This is a genomic window from Brevibacillus sp. RS1.1 (assembly GCF_013284365.1).
In the GTDB taxonomy this organism is placed as follows: Bacteria; Bacillota; Bacilli; order Brevibacillales; family Brevibacillaceae; genus Brevibacillus; species Brevibacillus brevis_D.
In genome coordinates this window covers 77,586-94,959 of record NZ_JABSVA010000003.1, presented here as the reverse complement: position 1 = coordinate 94,959, position 17,374 = coordinate 77,586, and the positions used below count along the sequence as shown (strand labels likewise).

At 48.5% G+C, this 17,374-nt stretch carries 15 protein-coding genes and 1 riboswitch; of the genes, 14 read left to right on the top strand and 1 reads right to left on the bottom strand.

What is annotated here, in order from left to right:
• Positions 1-77: 77 nt before the first annotated feature.
• The 9 genes from HP570_RS10980 to HP570_RS10940 all read left to right on the top strand — a co-directional run bounded on the left by HP570_RS10980 (position 78) and on the right by HP570_RS10940 (position 10,920).
• Positions 78-1,277 (top strand): NAD(P)/FAD-dependent oxidoreductase, encoded by a 1,200-nt coding sequence (locus tag HP570_RS10980; protein ID WP_173625773.1) that lies wholly within the window; start codon positions 78-80, stop codon positions 1,275-1,277.
• Positions 1,278-1,400: 123 nt separating this feature from the next.
• Entirely contained in the window at positions 1,401-2,819 is a 1,419-nt protein-coding gene (locus HP570_RS10975; protein WP_173625772.1) for an MBL fold metallo-hydrolase, read from the top strand.
• A gap of 37 nt (positions 2,820-2,856) precedes the next feature.
• Positions 2,857-3,651, top strand: a complete 795-nt coding sequence (locus tag HP570_RS10970; protein WP_173625771.1) for a sulfite exporter TauE/SafE family protein — start codon at positions 2,857-2,859, stop codon at positions 3,649-3,651.
• A 122-nt stretch (positions 3,652-3,773) separates the two neighbouring features.
• Positions 3,774-3,878, top strand: a riboswitch (SAM riboswitch).
• A 109-nt stretch (positions 3,879-3,987) separates the two neighbouring features.
• Positions 3,988-4,920, top strand: a complete 933-nt coding sequence (locus HP570_RS10965) for an ABC transporter permease (protein WP_173625770.1) — start codon at positions 3,988-3,990, stop codon at positions 4,918-4,920.
• 4 nt (positions 4,921-4,924) lie between these two features.
• Positions 4,925-5,872, top strand: coding sequence for an ABC transporter permease (locus HP570_RS10960; protein ID WP_142495929.1), 948 nt, complete (start codon positions 4,925-4,927; stop codon positions 5,870-5,872).
• 13 nt (positions 5,873-5,885) lie between these two features.
• A complete protein-coding gene (locus tag HP570_RS10955; protein WP_173625769.1) occupies positions 5,886-6,908 on the top strand; it encodes an ABC transporter ATP-binding protein in 1,023 nt (340 codons plus the stop codon).
• Positions 6,901-7,857, top strand: coding sequence for an ABC transporter ATP-binding protein (locus tag HP570_RS10950; protein ID WP_173625768.1), 957 nt, complete (start codon positions 6,901-6,903; stop codon positions 7,855-7,857). Before HP570_RS10955 ends, HP570_RS10950 begins: the two co-directional genes overlap by 8 nt.
• 27 nt (positions 7,858-7,884) lie before the next feature.
• Positions 7,885-9,516, top strand: a complete 1,632-nt coding sequence (locus tag HP570_RS10945) for a peptide ABC transporter substrate-binding protein (RefSeq protein ID WP_173625767.1) — start codon at positions 7,885-7,887, stop codon at positions 9,514-9,516.
• 141 nt (positions 9,517-9,657) lie between these two features.
• A complete protein-coding gene (locus HP570_RS10940; RefSeq protein ID WP_173625766.1) occupies positions 9,658-10,920 on the top strand; it encodes an aminopeptidase P family protein in 1,263 nt (420 codons plus the stop codon).
• Between the two features lie 84 nt (positions 10,921-11,004).
• Here HP570_RS10940 and HP570_RS10935 read toward each other — a convergent pair whose 3' ends face one another.
• The gene (locus HP570_RS10935; protein WP_173625765.1) at positions 11,005-11,436 is read right to left on the bottom strand and encodes a VOC family protein; all 432 of its coding nucleotides are present in this window, start codon (positions 11,434-11,436) and stop codon (positions 11,005-11,007) included.
• 114 nt (positions 11,437-11,550) lie between these two features.
• Between HP570_RS10935 and HP570_RS10930 the strand changes: the two genes are divergently transcribed.
• The 5 genes from HP570_RS10930 (at position 11,551) to HP570_RS10910 (ending at position 17,347) form a co-directional block, all read left to right on the top strand.
• The gene (locus HP570_RS10930) at positions 11,551-12,498 is read left to right on the top strand and encodes a helix-turn-helix transcriptional regulator (protein ID WP_173625764.1); all 948 of its coding nucleotides are present in this window, start codon (positions 11,551-11,553) and stop codon (positions 12,496-12,498) included.
• A 262-nt stretch (positions 12,499-12,760) separates the two neighbouring features.
• Entirely contained in the window at positions 12,761-14,161 is a 1,401-nt protein-coding gene (locus tag HP570_RS10925) for a helix-turn-helix domain-containing protein (RefSeq protein ID WP_173625763.1), read from the top strand.
• Positions 14,162-14,517: 356 nt separating this feature from the next.
• Complete coding sequence (locus tag HP570_RS10920) at positions 14,518-14,748, top strand: aspartyl-phosphate phosphatase Spo0E family protein (RefSeq protein WP_081437239.1); 231 nt, start codon at positions 14,518-14,520, stop codon at positions 14,746-14,748.
• 129 nt (positions 14,749-14,877) lie between these two features.
• Complete coding sequence (locus tag HP570_RS10915; RefSeq protein ID WP_173625762.1) at positions 14,878-16,368, top strand: aminotransferase-like domain-containing protein; 1,491 nt, start codon at positions 14,878-14,880, stop codon at positions 16,366-16,368.
• Positions 16,369-16,414: 46 nt separating this feature from the next.
• A complete protein-coding gene (locus HP570_RS10910) occupies positions 16,415-17,347 on the top strand; it encodes a D-alanine--D-alanine ligase (protein WP_173625761.1) in 933 nt (310 codons plus the stop codon).
• Positions 17,348-17,374: the final 27 nt, after the last annotated feature.

The following is a 17,374-nucleotide window of genomic DNA, read 5'->3' as shown; positions in this document are numbered from 1 at the left end:
TAAACTGAATAGAGAGACTGCATCTTATGAACGGTCATCGTATGATTGGAAACCAAATGGTCGTCGAAGGAGGAGCTATGGCAAAACAAGTTCATTATACGGTTGTGATCGTGGGAGCAGGCTCAGCAGGTATCTCTGTTGCTTCCCGTCTCGTCCGTGCTTCCAAAAGACTCATGGGACAAGTCGCCATCATCGATCCCGCATCCAAGCATTATTATCAGCCTTTGTGGACATTAGTCGGAGGTGGTGCCGCGAAAAAGGAGGAATCCGAGCGAGACCTCGCCTCTCTGATTCCCACAGGCGTCGACTGGATTTGTGATGCGGTCACCATGTTTCAACCGGAACAACAAACGCTTAGTACGAAGCAGGGGGCCGTCTTTACCTATGATTACCTCGTTGTTGCTGCCGGTCTGCAACTGGATTGGGAGGGGGTAAAGGGTTTGAAGGATGCCGTTGGGAAGAACGGCGTTTGCAGCAACTACGCATACCAAACGGTAGAAAGTACATGGGAAGCCATCCGGAGTTTTAAAGGCGGCACTGCTATTTTTACTCATCCGAATTCACCCGTAAAATGCGGCGGAGCCCCTCAGAAAATCATGTATCTAGCCGATGATTACTTTCGCAAGTTAAAGGTTCGCAACGAGTCAGCGATCATTTTTGCTTCAGCGAAGGGAAGTATTTTTGACGTTCCCACGTATGCCAATACCCTCAATAAGGTCATTCGTCGCAAGAACATCGAAACGAGATACAAGCATAACCTACTGGAGGTGCGGGCGGATACCAAAGAAGCCGTCTTCGAGAATCTGGACACCAAAGAGCAGGCAGTATGGAAGTATGACATGCTTCATGTGACCCCTCCCATGAAAGCGCCCGATTTCATTGCAAACAGCGCATTGGCAGACACAGGAGGCTGGGTCGATGTCGATGCATTTACTCTTGTGCACAAGAGATTTCCCACTATTTTCGGCATTGGCGATTGCACGAATCTTCCCACGTCTAAAACCGGAGCTGCTATTCGCAAACAGGCGCCTGTGGTCGAGAAAAACCTGCTCGCGCTGATCAATGGGAATCCATTGACTGCCAAGTATGACGGTTATACATCCTGCCCACTCGTAACGGGGTACAACAAGCTGGTACTCGCCGAATTTGATTACAACCTGAAGCCGTGCGAAACCTTTCCTTTTGACCAATCCAAAGAAAGATTCAGTATGTACCTGATGAAAAAAGAACTGCTTCCCATCCTTTATTGGAATGGCATGCTAAAAGGATTGATGTGAGGGAGTTTTCGAAAGAAAGGGGGAGACATCCATTTTGCACGATCTGGAATCACTCCGGTTTCTGCTTGAGTTACTCGCGGAAAAAGCAAACAAATAATTGACAGGTTAAGGGAGGAATACACGATGTTATTGCGTTACTTTTATGATGAGAAGCTGGCCCATGCATCTTATCTGGTCGGCTGCCAAAAAACCGGGGAGGCGATTGTAATCGATCCCGCCCGTAATCTGGCTCCTTATTTTCAGGTCGCCAAAGCAGAGGGAGTAACCATTGTAGCCGCCGCCGAAACCCACATTCACGCTGATTTTGTATCTGGTGCCAGGGAACTGGGCGCAGTTCATCAAGCGAAGCTGTTTTTATCCAATGAGGGCGATGAAGATTGGAAATATCAATACGTGAAAGGCTTGAGCCATCAGCTTGTGCACGATGGGGATCGCTTTTTTATCGGAAACTTGCTATTTGAAGTCATGCATACCCCTGGCCATACGCCTGAGAGTATCTCCTTCCTTTTGACAGACCTTGGAGGGAATGCAGATCGCCCTATTGGGATCTTCACGGGAGATTTCGTCTTTGTCGGCGATATCGGCAGACCGGACTTGCTCGAAAAAGCAGCGGGAATGAAGGGGACGTCCGAGTTAGGTGCAAGAGCCATGTTCCAGTCCCTCCAAAAATTCAAGCAACTGCCGGATTATATGCAGGTATGGCCAGCCCATGGCGCAGGAAGTGCTTGCGGGAAAGCACTGGGGGCCGTGCCGTCTTCTACCGTTGGCTATGAAAAGCTCTTTAACTGGGCGATGTCACACACGAGTGAAGAGGAATTCGTTCAGGCGCTCCTGGATGGACAACCAGAGCCGCCAACGTATTTTGCGGTGATGAAACGCGTGAATAAGGAAGGCCCTGCCTTGCTCAAGGAGCTTCCTGTTGTTCAAGAGTTCAACTCGCTAGAAGCGGTAAAGGAATCACTGGAAAACGGACAGATGATCGATACGCGAACTTTCCAGAAATTTGCGAAGGGGCATCTGGCGGGAACACTTCACATTCCCCTCAACAAGTCATTTGCCAACTGGGCAGGCTGGATTGTCGATTACGATCGCCCCGTTCACATCCTGACCACCCCAGATGCGCTGGACGAGATTTTGCAAGCCTTGCATGCTGTAGGGATTGATCATGTCACAGGCTTTATCGACAGCACCAAGCTAATGGAAAGGGAAGTGTCTTCGCTCGAGACAATTGAAGAGGTAACACCGCTAGAGATTGCAGAGCGCGTGGAAAAGAGAGAGGTTCACGTAGTAGATGTACGTAATCTGGCTGAGTGGAAGGAAGGACACATTCCAGATGCACAGCACATCATGCTTGGTTCACTCGCCATGCGGCTAGATGAGATTCCTCACGATAAACCGCTTCTCGTACAATGCCGTTCCGGTGCCCGATCTGCCATTGGCGCAAGCATTCTTAAAGCAAACGGATTCAAGGATGTAATGAATTTGAGCGGCGGTATCTTACAATGGCAAATAGACGGCTTGACAGTAGTACAACGAGGATAAAACGAAATCAAAGCGAGTCGCTGCAAAGGGTGAGCCTATGACTATCGACCTAGTGATCACACTGTTTGTTATCGGTTTCGTGGGATCGTTCATTTCTGGTCTCGTTGGAATCGGGGGCTCCATCATCAAGTATCCGATGCTTCTGTACATTCCGCCCGCCCTTGGATTCGTTGCTTACACAGCTCACGAAGTATCCGGAATAAGTGCCGTCCAAGTATTTTTTGCCACCCTAGCCGCTGTTTGGACTCTGCGCAAAGATAAGCTTATTCATTACCAGCTCGTTGTGTACATGGGAAGTGCCATTATTGTCGGGAGCTTGCTTGGAGGATATGGAGGGAAATTTCTTTCGGCAAATGCCGTCAATATCGTTTACGCCATCTTGGCCACGATTGCTGTAATCTTGATGTTCCTGCCAAAAAAGCGAGTGGACGAACGGGAACAGACGACAGAGGTTATCTTTCATAAACCAACAGCTGTCTTATCTGCTTTGATGGTCGGAGGTGCCTCCGGAATTGTCGGGGCAGCGGGCGCTTTTATTTTGGTTCCCATCATGTTGATCATCCTCAAGATACCGACAAGAGTTGCGATTGCGTCCTCTCTTGCCATCACTTTTCTATCTTCCATTGGATCGACGATAGGGAAATGGATGGCAGGGGACATATTGCTGTGGCCATCCGTGATCATGGTAATCGCCAGCATCATGGCAGCGCCGCTCGGTACGAAGGTCAGCAAATGTTTGGGCACGCGGATTCTCCAATCCATTCTTGCCTTGTTGATCCTAGCCACCACGATTAAGATTTGGGCTGACATCCTCCTATTCATACGTGTATGAAGATTTACTTTTTTTACAAACAAAATAAAGAAAAATCAATTGTCATGGAACAGCATTGACATATCCGAGTAAAATGATAAGATAAAAAAGAATTTTACAATGAAATTAAATTTCATAGAACATTCTTATCGAGAGTGGTGGAGGGACTGGCCCGATGAAACCCGGCAACCTTGGTCTGATTGACCTTACGGTGCTAATTCCTGCGGAGTTATTCTGCGAGATGAGAAGGTGGGAAACGTGCAATCGCCCCTCTTCTTTTCGGAGAGGGGTTTTCTATATTTATAATCCATAGTATTCATATCATTTTACTATGTATAGTTCAAAGGAGGAAACAACGTGCTTTATTATGCAGTCAAGCGTGGCTTTCTCATGATCGTTACGCTGTGGATGATTGTCACGGTAACGTTCGTGACCATGCACTTGATTCCAGGTGATCCATTCGCATCAGATGCCAAAATGCTTCCAGAAGAAGTGGTGAAGAACATGCGAGCGGAGTACAACCTGGATCAGCCAATCACGGTACAATACCTGCTTTATCTAAAAGGATTGCTGCAATTTGACTTGGGGCCCTCTATCCAGTCCAAAACGAGGGATGTGAACACACTGATTGCAGAGGGATTTCCCGCATCGGCTGTTCTGGGACTCCAGTCGTTTGCGGTCGCACTGGCAGGTGGAATCACACTGGGAATCGTAGCGGCACTCTATCACAATCGAACCTTGGATTTCTTGTCTATGTTTGCTGCCATCATCGGGATCTCCGTCCCCAGTTTTATTCTCGCGCCACTGTTGATCAAGTACTTAGCGGTCAAATGGGAGCTTTTACCCGTCGCTGCATGGGGGAGCTGGGAGCACTCGATTCTTCCAACACTTGCGCTCGCTATCGGTCCGCTCGCCATTATCGCCCGTTTTGTACGAGCCAGCATGCTTGAGGTTTGGCAACAGGAATACATAAGCACGGCAGAGGCCAAAGGGCTTGGCACCTTTTCCATTGTCGTTAGACACGGGATGCGCAATGCCATCCTGCCTGTTCTTACCTTTATCGGTCCGTTGTTTGCCAACCTGATGACCGGAACCTTTGTGGTGGAAAAGATTTTCGCCATTCCCGGGCTCGGAAAATATTTCGTGGAAAGCATTTTTAACCGCGATTATCCCGTTATTTTGGGAACGACAGTGTTTTACAGCTTTGTGCTCATTTTTACTTTGTACATCATCGACCTGCTGTATCGGGTGATTGACCCGCGCATCAGATTAACGAGTGGAGGGAAGTAGCGTTATGGCCAATCAGGCAACACAACTGGATTCCCTGTTTCGACCAGTCGACCGAAACCGGCTATCCGAGGAAATTCGGGAGCGTCCGAGTCTTGGGTATTGGCAGGAGGTTTTGCAACGGGTATCCAGTAACAAGCTGGCAATGCTCGGGTTCTTTCTGCTCGCAGCAGTGGTGACCCTCTCAATCATCGGTCCGCTGCTCGTTCCCCACAGCCCACATGAACAGTCTTTGACGAAAGGAAATCTGCCACTGTCGGGCGAGCACTGGTTTGGAACCGATGACTTGGGGCGGGACATGTGGGCACGTACCTGGGCAGGCGGACAAATCTCTTTGTTTATTGGTGTGGCGGCAGCAGCCATCGACCTCGTGATTGGTGTATGCATCGGCGGGATATCCGGTTACATGGCAGGGAGGAACAAACTGGGCGACCGTGTAGACAACATCCTGATGCGATTGGCCGAAATTCTGTACAGCATTCCGTATCTGCTGGTGGTAATCCTGCTGATGGTGGTTCTGGAGCCTGGCCTCACAACGATCATTATTGCCCTTTCGCTAACTGGCTGGGTGGGGATGGCCCGCCTGGTCAGAGGACAAATCATGCAGATCAAGCGGCAAGAGTTTGTGCTGGCCGCAGAAAAGCTGGGCACCTCTCATACCAAAATCATCATCAAACATCTGCTGCCGAATACGATCGGCGTCATCATCGTCAACCTGACCTTTACGATTCCGCACGCGATTTTCGCCGAATCATTTCTCAGCTTTCTTGGGCTGGGTGTGCAAGCGCCAATAGCCAGCTGGGGAACCATGGCCAACGACGCGCTGGCGGTTATGCTGAGCGGACAGTGGTGGCGACTGTTTTTTCCGGGATTCATGATTTCGCTTACGATGTTCGCTTGCAATGCACTCGGGGACGGTTTGCAGGATGCACTGGACCCACGGATCAGGAAATGAGGGGGAGTACATCATGAAGCCTTTATTGGAAGTAGATCAGCTACGTGTCTCCTTTCGCACGTACGGTGGAGAGGTGCAGGCAGTAAGAGGGGTTTCCTTTTCTGTGAAGGAGGGAGAGACGCTGGCGATTGTGGGGGAAAGCGGCTGCGGAAAAAGTGTGACGGCTCGGGCATTGATGGGGATGATTCCACCGCGAACAGGTCAGGTAAAAGGTGGCAGCATTCGGTTTCGCGGGCGTGAACTGACTGGGCTGACGAATCTGGAATGGCAGCAGGTTCGCGGCTCGCAGATCGGTATGATCTTTCAGGACCCGATGACCTCGCTGAATCCCACGATGAAAATCGGTCAGCAGATTGCGGAAGGGCTGATCAAACATCGAAAGCATACGAAGACGGAAGCAAACGAAGAGACGCTGAAACTGCTGGAGAGGGTAGGTATTCCTGAGGCGGCGAGGCGATTTGAACAATATCCGCACGAGCTAAGTGGAGGAATGCGGCAGCGTGTCGGAATCGCTATGGCGCTAGCCTGCCAACCGCAGTTGGTTATCGCGGATGAACCGACGACGGCGCTCGACGTGACCATTCAGGCACAGATACTTCGTCTGATGAAGGAATTGCAGGAGCAGTTGCAGACGTCGATCATTTTGATCACCCACGATCTGGGCGTAGTCGCAGAGGTGGCCGATCATGTAGCGGTCATGTACGCAGGTGTAGTAGTGGAGAGCGGCCCGGTGGGAGAGATTTTTGACAATCCGCGCCATCCATACACACAAGGGCTGTTGCAGTCTGTGCCACGTCTCGATGCAGGTAAAAAAGAACGACTGATCCCCATCGAAGGGACACCGCCGGATTTGTTTCGTCCGCCTGTTGGTTGCCCGTTCGCTGACCGATGTCGGTTTGCCATGGAAATTTGCCTGGAGCATATGCCGCAATCAAATTCGTTTTTCAATCAGCATGAGGCGAGCTGCTGGCTGAACGACCCGCGTGCCCGGGGAGCAGAAGTGTGGATGGTAGCAGGGAGGGAGACACATGGGTGACAACCTAGTAGAAGTGGAGAATCTCGCTAAATCGTTTGAGATTGGCAAAGGCCAACGGGTTAGAGCAGTTGACCGCGTCTCTTTTGAAATCAGGCGAGGGGAGACGCTCGGAATCGTTGGGGAAAGCGGCTGCGGCAAGTCTACGCTGGGCAGGACGATCGTAGGCCTGTATCCGGCTACTGCAGGGCGCATCCTGTTCCAAGGCAAAGACATCGCCAGGATGGATCGACGTGAGCGACGGGAAGCCAACCGCCACATGCAGCTGATCTTCCAGGATCCGCAGGCCTCACTCAATCCGCGGTTGCGGGTAGGCGACATCATCGCCGAAGGAATTGACTCCTATGGATTGGCAAAAGGAAAAGAACGAGAAGAGCGCATCTATCGGCTGTTGGAGCTCGTAGGATTGCACCCAAGCCACGCAAAACGCTTTCCGCATGAATTTAGCGGCGGACAGCGACAGCGTATCGGAATCGCTCGTGCGCTTGCGGTGGAGCCCAGCTTTATCGTGGCAGACGAGTCCATCTCCGCACTGGATGTGTCCATTCAGGCGCAAATCGTCAATCTTTTAGCTGATCTTCAGGCAGAGCGGTCTATCACCTATCTGTTTATCGCCCATGACTTGTCGATGGTGAAGCATATCAGCGACCGGATTGGCGTGATGTACCTGGGGCAGATGATGGAGCTTGCACCGAGCGAGGAGTTGTTTGCCACACCGCTGCATCCCTACACGCAAGCCTTGATCTCGGCAATGCCCGTCTCCCATCCAGCCCAGCGCGAAGAACGGGAGCAGATTGTACTGACTGGAGAACCACCCAGCCCGATTCATCCGCCAAGCGGTTGTCCGTTTCGCACCAGATGTCCGGTTGCCCAAAGCGTTTGCGCCGAAACAGCACCGGATTGGAAGGAGGTGTGGCACGGACACTGGATCGCTTGCCATCTTGTACAGTAGACAGAGGAGAACAAGGAGGAAATCATCATGAAAAAGGGATTGCTTACTTTTGTTGCATTGCTAGCTCTCGCTGTGCCTGCGCTTTCTGCGTGCGGCAGCGATAAATCAGCTGCATCTTCCGATCAACAGACGGGGACAGCCATTAAACAAGTCATGACCGCTAATCTGCGGGGCGAACCGTACACATTAGACCCGGCATTCGCTTCCGATACCACATCGTACTGGGTAATTGATCATCTGTATGAAGGATTGTACCGATACAGCCAAAATGGGGACATCAGCGAAGGAGCAGCCGAAAAGGTGGAAGTCTCCCCGGACGGCAAAACCTACACGTTTACTCTGCGCCCCGAGATGAAATGGTCGAACGGCGATCCGGTGACGGCGCATGACTACGAATACTCTTGGAAGCGTGTGTTGAATCCACAGACTGCCGCCTATGAACCATCCGCACTCTACTACATACAAGGCGCGGAGGCATACAACACAGGCAAAGGCAGCGTGGATGACGTTCAGATCAAGGCAAAGGATGACCGAACACTCATCGTTGGACTGAAAGACCCGATCACCTATTTCCCGAAAATCATGATGAGTCGCGCCTATCTGCCAGTGAATAAAAAAGTCGTGGATGCAGACAAAAACTGGGCGGCCGAAGCGAAAGGCATCGTGACCAATGGCCCGTACACCGTGGGGAGCTGGGACCACAATAGCCAACTGACGATTGCCAAAAGCCAGAGCTATTGGGAGAAAGAAAAAGTAGCGATGGACACCGTCCACTTCAAGATGGTAAACGAAGCGACCACCTACTACCAGATGTTCAAAACAGGAGCGCTTGATCTGATTGATTCCCTGCCGATCGACGTGATTGAGCAGGAAAAAGAGAAAGAAGAGTACAAATCATTCCCGGACTACAGCATTTATACGTACACGTTTAACGTAGAGGAAAAGCCGTTTACGAATGCGAAAATTCGTCAGGCCTTTTCCTACGCGATCGACCGGGACATCCTGACGAAAAACGTGACCAAGGGAGGTCAGCTTCCAGCGTACGGCTATACGCCATTTGGGGTGAAAACTCCTTCGGGTAAGGACTTCCGCGAAGAAGTAGCGCCTTACTATCAGTTTGATCCGACCAAGGCGAAGCAGCTCCTGGCAGAAGGGTTAAAGGAAGAAGGCTGGACAGAGCTGCCGCCGATTACACTGAAATACAGTACCGCGGAAAACCACAAGAAGATCGCCGAAGCCCTGCAAGAAATGTTCAAGCAAAATTTGGGCGTGCCAGTGAAGCTGGAGAATCAGGAGTGGAAAACATACATCGATACGTTCAAGCAGAAAAACTTCCAGATTGCCCGCATGGGTTGGGGCGGCGATTACCTTGATCCGCTCGCGATGCTGGAGCTGTATACAGGGAAAAGCTCCCGCAACTTCACCAACTGGGCCAATCCGAAGTTTGACGAGCTGATCGAAAAAGCAAAGGTCGAGCAAAACGAGGAAGCACGCATGAAGCTTTTGCACGACGCTGAAACCATTTTGATGCAGGACATGCCAGTCATCCCGGTTTATTTCAATAACGAAAACTACCTCAACAGCAAAAAAATCGAAGGCATCCGCTTCAGTGTAACCGGGACACCGGACCTGCGTTGGGCGAAAAGAGTGGCAGAGTAACGTTTCATAAAATGCGGTCGTAGTCTACGATAACAAGGAGCAGTTTGCCTAGAGCAACTGCTCTTTGTTGAAACTCGTTTCCCAAATGATGAAAGTATCCTACAATAAGAAGAAACTCACGAACGAGGGGGTATAAAACAAATGACAGGAACCTTACATTCAATAGAGTTCATCAATCGCCGTCAAAAACTCGCGGAAAAAATGCCTGACCACAGCGCAATTGTCCTATTTTCGGGGGTTGTCAAGACACGCAGCAATGACGATAAATACCTGTTTTCACCGAACCGCAACTTCTATTATTTAACCGGCATTGCGCGCAGCAACCTCATTCTCATGATCACGAAACGCGCTGGCATCGTGAACGAAACGCTATTTCTTCAGCGCCCAAATGAACTGGAAGCGAAATGGACAGGGGCCGTCTTATCGGATCAAGAGGCGAAAGAGCAGTCTGGTATCGAACACTTCGACTATCTCGACGAGTGGCTGGAGTCATTTGGAACCTTTATGAGACGCTGCGAAGGCAAGTGCTCGCTCTATCTCGACCTGTATCGCTATCAATGGAGCGACGAGCTGACCCCTGCAGAGACTTTTGCCGAAGACGCGCAGAAGAAATATCGGACCCTGCAGATTCACGATGCGGGCCCATGGCTGAAAGAACTGCGTATGTTGAAAAGTCCAGCAGAGATCGGAGAAATCAGACGTGCGATTGCGATCACGGATGAAGCAATCCGTCGCATGTGGTCGCATGCACGTCCGGGAATCATGGAATACGAGCTAGAGGCGTACTATGATTTCACGTTGAAATCGCATGGTGTTCGCGAGCTTCCTTATTTACCTATCATTGGTAGCGGTATCAATGCTACGATCTTGCACTATGAAGCGAATAATCAGCGTGCAGAAGATGGTGATCTGGTCCTCCTCGACCTCGGTGCAGTATCGAATTACTATGCAGCTGATATTTCACGAACGTTTCCCGTGAACGGTCGCTTTACAGAACGTCAGAAAGCAATCTATCAGCTCGTGCTCGAAGCAGAAATCAAGACCATAGAAGCAGTCAAGCCTGGTGTCACACTTACACAACTCAATGATGTGACGAAACAAGTCCTGACAGATGGCCTGCTACGTCTCGGTCTCATCCAAGACAGCAGTGAGCTGTCCAAATACTACTATCATTCCGTGTCCCATCACCTTGGACTGGATACGCATGATGTCTCGGATTACAGTGCTACTTTGCAACCCGGTATGGTGATCACGATTGAACCAGGTCTGTACATAGAGGAAGAAGCGATTGGCATTCGGATTGAAGATAATGTGTTAGTAACAGCAGACGGCTACGAGGTGCTCTCATCGCAGATCCCGAAGGAAATCGAGGAAGTGGAATTGTTGATTGGGAAAAAGGAATAGCGAACGTTTAAAAGAAGCGGTACGATGAACGCTATAAAGCTCCGGGGTTCCCCTCGGAGCTTTATAGCGTTCATTCTGGTATTTTCAGCTCCAACTGCTTGTTGTATCATTCATGTAGAATTGGAACGTAATGTTATAACGGTCTTTCACCATTCCGAAGCAGGGACTAAATTCAGTTTTTTGCAACGGGAACAACACTTGCCCTTTTTCGCTCAATTTATTAAACATTTCTTCAATCTCGCTTTGTTGCGTCGCTGTTATACAAATATTCACCTGATTTCCGATTACATAAGGTTGCCCCGGAAAAAGATCAGCAATCATCATATCATTTTCTCCAGTTTGCAACACGGCATGGGCAATACGCGTTTTCCCTTCTTCAGGCAAACTCTCGGCATTCTTGCCTTCCCCGTACGTAGTTTTGAACAGTAATTTCGAGTTCAACGCTTCTTGGTAAAACTCAATCGCTTCCGTAGCTTTTCCATCCAGCATAATGAACGACGTTGTGCGCATCGACATGTAATCAATCTCCTTTTAAATGAAATGGTCCAATTTTTGCTGTTTTGGACTTCATTAGCATCGTAACGTACAATAGTGACAATATTTGTCGTAATAAATAAAAAGGAGTTTATCATGGCAAAATCCAAAAGACTGATCGAGATTATGATGGCCGTCAACAAAAAGAAGTCTTTCAACGCCAAACAGCTTGCCAGTGAATTTGGAGTTTCCACGCGGACGATTATGCGGGATATGCAGGAGTTGAGCGCACTAGGGGTTCCTTTTTATTCGGAAGTCGGTCCGAATGGGGGATATAAGATGCTTAACGAGAGAATGCTGCCCCCGGTCGCTTTTACGGAAGGCGAAGCGCTTGCTGTCTTTTTTGCCAGCCATGCATTGAGGCACTACGCGAATCTTCCGTTTGAGGCGGAAACAGATTCAGTGTTGCGCAAATTTTACTCTTATATGTCAGAAGATATTCGGGACCGTATCGACCGGATGCGGGAACGATTTGATCTGGTTACGCCGATGAGACATGCAAGCACGCCATATTTGAGCTTGTTGCTGGATGCTGCGATCGATCAAAAAGTGGTGCGTATAGAGTACGAATCGAAACAGGATAAGCGGTTAAGAGATGTTCAGCCGATCGGAATATATGCCAGCAACGGGTTTTGGTATTGTCCGGCCTATTGCTTTCACCGCCGCGATTTTCGCTTGTTTCGCTGTGACCGGGTTAGATCTGTTGAACTGATCGAACGAAAAGCGGTCGATTTGACGCAAGTGCATACAGGAAACTGGGACTCTCACCTTGAAGAGGAGAGTCCGGCTATGGAACTTTATGTTGAGCTTACTGCAACAGGGGTGCAGAGATGTGAATCCGAACTGTGGCCGGCGCACAAAATGCAAATTCATGTTCGAGAAGATGGCACGGGATGGCTGGGCAATCGAATCCCCACGAGCAGCCTTCCATTTTTCGGCCATTTTTTTATTGGATTGGGTACGGATGCAAAGGTAAAAGCGCCAGACGAGTTGATTCATGTTATGAGAGAAATGCTAGACAAACTAATGGCGCAATATCGGTAAAGACTGTCCAACACGAAGGCTGTTTGATTGGTCACGTTTTTGAGGTGACACGGCCCGAAAGTTCCCGTTAGCGCGACAGCAAAAGCCCGGCTTGCACGAATGCTGGGCTTTTGCTGTCAGATCAGTAAAGATTGATAATTGAGTCTAAAACTAACTACTTTTTTTATCTTCGGACATGAAAATGATAAAGATATATCTTATGCATCTTCCAAAAATAACCATTTGGTTGTAAAATAAAGCAAAACTAAAAGGGTGATCCATTATGGGGGGACTGCTAGGGACATTGCACCAGTCGCTGCGGTCAGAAATCGAACAACATCGGAGAGCACGCGGTTATACATTGAGCAAACTAGGGGATTTAACTGGTATTAATCCGGGGACATTGAGCGAGATTCTAAATGGGAAGCCGCCTCGGGCTATTACGATAAGTCAATTAGACGCGCTCGCTGAGGTGTTTGGCTACGAGCCAGGCTGGATGTATGAACTTTATCCCGATGAATGTTTATATGAAGGGAAAATTTCGCGCCCCCGATTGATACCTTACTTGATTCGAAGCGCTGAGAATGGGCGAAAGGATTGCATCGAAGCTGTTGCCTCCCAATTATTGGAGAATCCCAAAAATATCTCCATCCTTTTTACTGTGGCAGAGCAATTATATGAGGATGGAAAACTGGGAAAGGCGGTGCCATTCTATGAGTACGTAATTGAGAACGAGAAAGATAGCTACTCTACCCAGTTTGTGATGAGTCACTACCGATTATTTCAGGCAATTCTCGGGACAAATGCGGATGAAAATGAGAAGGCTGTTATTCGCTTTTCGCCATATCGAAAGCGATTACCCGAAACGGATCAATTAGATGCTTTGTTAAATTTGTCGAAGGTTTGTTTCACTTTGCAAAAATGGAGTGAAGCAGAAACCTACGCAGATGAGCTACGAGGGCTTTCCAACATTTTTTATCAAGATAAGCTGCAAAAACGCAGAAAAAATCGAACGACAGAGTTGATAAAAACAGAACGACCGCTTGTCTACTATTACGGAATGGGTTATTTATATAAAGGATTAGTCCTACAGATGCAAGGCGCTTATTCCCAATCCAAAGAATATGTACAAGCATACGCCGATTTACATTGGTTTGAACTTCTGGACGATGAAGGGATTAGAATCGTTGAGCGGTTTACTGTCTTTGCGAGAGCGAATTTTTACACACTGGAAGTATTAATGGGGAATGAAAAAATTATTAAGGAATATACCGACTATCTGGCGGAGCAGCCTGTTGAAATACTTCCGGGCCTCGTTACGATTATGGAAGCAGCTAATAAATATCATTTTTGTGTGGATGAGGTTTTATTACGCCTCTCTAAAGATATTGCTAGATTCCATGAACGAACAATGTTGGTGAATATGGTTCAGCACCTCCAATATCGATATCAGAAAGCAAAATATGATTTTGCAAAGGGACGCATTGAAAGTGGAATCAATGAAACCCTGCACTGTTTCGTTCTATCGGATTTGATGAATCGACATTATGATGCTCTGCAATGTGTACAGTTGTTTGAAAAATATCGCCATCTTGCCTCGCCATCACAAATCCTCCAATATCAAGCCATTGTAATTGGAGAGAAGAAGGCTGAAGCTACATGTATAGACGAGTACGAGTTGTAGGACGATGTATCAACAATCACGAAAAAGATGATAAGTAGAGAGGATGAAAAAGAATGAAACATGTATTCCTAGCACTTCTTCTAACGTTTGGGTTTAGCAGCGGCATCGTGTACGAACCACAAAAGTCTGACACAGCACACGTCATTAATTATCAGCATGGTGCAGATTTTTAGAAAATAGTTGATAAGATACACACAAAAAAACATCCTTTCGATAGGATGTTTTTTTCTATTCCATTTTTCCTTAGTTGGTGATTTCTTGCATATTCATTTATAGTTATTAATGTCATATTTTGTAAATCATAGGAGGTGCTTAACATAAAAGCTCTTGTAAGTTCATTAGAAAGGGACGTCTCTGTGCACCGAGGAACATCCCCGAAAAGCAAGTGCACGATCTGGGGCGCGGGAATAGAAGCAAGTCGCCACCACTTGGAACTAGAAACAAGCATCGAACAACTTCGACAGCAAATGATTGAATTGGCCGGAAAACATGGCCTTACAAGTGACGTAGTTTTGGGGGTAAGCCAGCAATTGGACAAATATATTGTGATGGCGCAAAACAACCATAAAACGGATAGCATCTGGTAAAAGGATACACTAGCGGCCTACTAAAAAATGATTACGAAAGAGGAACCACCGAAGGATGAAAAATCCAGTACGGTGGTTCTTTTTTTATCTCGTCTCCCATGCCATCATTATAGACGGGGGCGATGAAGGATGTTCCAGGATTTCAGACTTGTTGGTGACCGTCCAGTCGCGATACAAGTGAAAGAATACGTCAAACGCTTAATAATCAAGGGTGCGCTTCAAGCAGATCAAAAGCTGCCCTCCACAAGAGAAATGAGCAGTCTGCTAAAGGTGAGCCGCAATACAGTCATTGCTGCCTACGAAGGCCTAGAGGATGACGGATTTACGTATGCGATTCCAGGAAAAGGCAGCTATGTAAGCACTATGGTGTGCCATTTGGCTGCAAATAACGGTGATACGGAAGGCTCTGCCGCATGGCAAATCGACTGGAAGGCACGAATGAACGAATATGCTGTATCCGCTGTAGAACTGGACATGATGAAACAGGGCATACGCGGCAAAAAAGCAACCATTTCATTCACAAGCATCGCGCCGGATGAGCGTTTGTTTGATTTGGGGGATGTAAGGCGGGCCTTTATGGATCGGATGGCAATCGAAGGGCAGGTGCTGCTCAACTACGGCTATGCCAAGGGCTACAAGCCACTGATCGATTACTTGATGCGCTATATGGAGAATAAAGGCGTCGATGTAAGCGGTAAGGATATGCTGATTACAAGCGGGTTTACAGAAGGTTTCGATATCGTGTTGTCGGCACTTCGTCCTTCTTCGCGCCGTGGAGCAGCCATTTGTGAAAATCCGACCCATCATACAGCGATCAAGAATTTGCAGCTGCAAGGATTTGAGATAACCGGCATTCCGATGGAGAGTGATGGTATTGATGTGGAGCAGCTTGAGGCGGTATTGCAGAAGCAGACAACCAGCTTCGATTTGGCCTATTTGACTCCTTCCTATCACAATCCGACAGGCATAGTCATGTCGCCGGCGAAGCGAAGTGCTGTTATGAAATTACTGATGCACTATCAGGTTCCGGTGATCGAGGATGGATTCAATGAGGAGCTGCGCTACTCGGGAGCGCATGTTGCCCCATTAATCGCAACAGCAGGGCAAGGAAACGGAGTCATCTATATTGGTAGCTTTTCCAAGGTACTGTTCCCAGGTTTGCGAGTGGGCTGGGTGCTCGGAGATAAGGCATTGATCGACCATTTGGAAAGCATGAAGCGTGCACGCAACATTCATACCTCAACCATCGATCAATCGATACTCTATCAATATTTGCTGAATGGAAATTTCGATAAATATATCAAAAAAGCACGCATGGAATACAAGCGCAAATATGAACTGACAAAAGCCTGCTGTGAAGCACATCTCCCTGAGGCGCAGCTATCTGGCGACGGGGGCTTGCATTTGTTTCTTACCTTTCCGTCAGTCGTAAATTCACGCCAGCTTCTAGAAGCTTGCACAGAACAGGGTGTCATTTTTACACCGGGGGACAAATTTTTTATTCAAGAAGGAACAGGGACGAATACCTTGCGACTCGGTTTTTCACGAGTAACGGATGAAAATATCGAGCGGGGTATTCAGATAATCGGCAAACAGGCGCGTCTCTTACTTGAGACGTAACGATTACAGACCGCACAACCATTTGGAAGAAAAATGAGGTGTCATCATGAAGATAGGCGTTATTATGGGTGGTATTTCTTCGGAGCGTGAGGTTTCTCTGAAGACTGGTCAAGAGATGATCAATCATTTGGATCGCAGTCGCTATGAGGCAGTTCCTATTGTCGTTACGCAGCGAGCGGATTTGATCACGCAGGTTCAGCAGGCAGGCATCGATTTCGCACTGTTGGCACTGCATGGCCAATATGGTGAGGATGGCACAGTGCAGGGAGCGCTGGAGACACTCGGTATCCCCTATACAGGAAGCGGTGTACTGGCAAGCAGCCTCTGTATGAATAAGCAACTGTCCAAGATGCTGCTGAAGACGGCGGGCATTCAAACGCCTGCAGGTCTTTACTGGAAGGACGTTTATGATCCACAGGCGGTGGAGCAATTGGGTTACCCGGTGATTGTAAAGCCAAATTTGGGTGGATCCAGCATTGGTGTCCAGCTCGTGCAAAATGAGAAGGAGCTGCTGTCGGCTGTTCAGGAAGCCAGTTATTTGGATCAGGGGATCTTGATTGAGCCCTATTTGAAAGGGACGGAGCTAACCTGCGCGATTCTGGATGGCGAGGTACTCCCGCTTATCGGCATTCGTTCGGCGCATTCAGAGTGGTTCGACTATCGAGCGAAATATGAGGATGGCGGCGCGGAGGAGAAGGTGATCGAGCTTCCTCCCGTTATCCAGCAGCGAGTGCAAGAGGCGGCCCTCGCCAGCTACCAACTGCTGCAGTGCAAAGTCTATGCAAGGGTCGATATGATTTTGTGTCAGGATATGCCTTACGTACTAGAAGTGAACACCTTACCGGGGATGACCGCCAACAGTCTGTTTCCAAAGAGTGCAGCAGCAGCAGGTATGACCTTTACACAGGTACTGGACCGTATTATTGCGAGCTCGCTACATGAGCGGAAACGGGAATGGGGGAACTCTGCAAACGGATAGCATCTATCTAGTGATCTAACACTAACG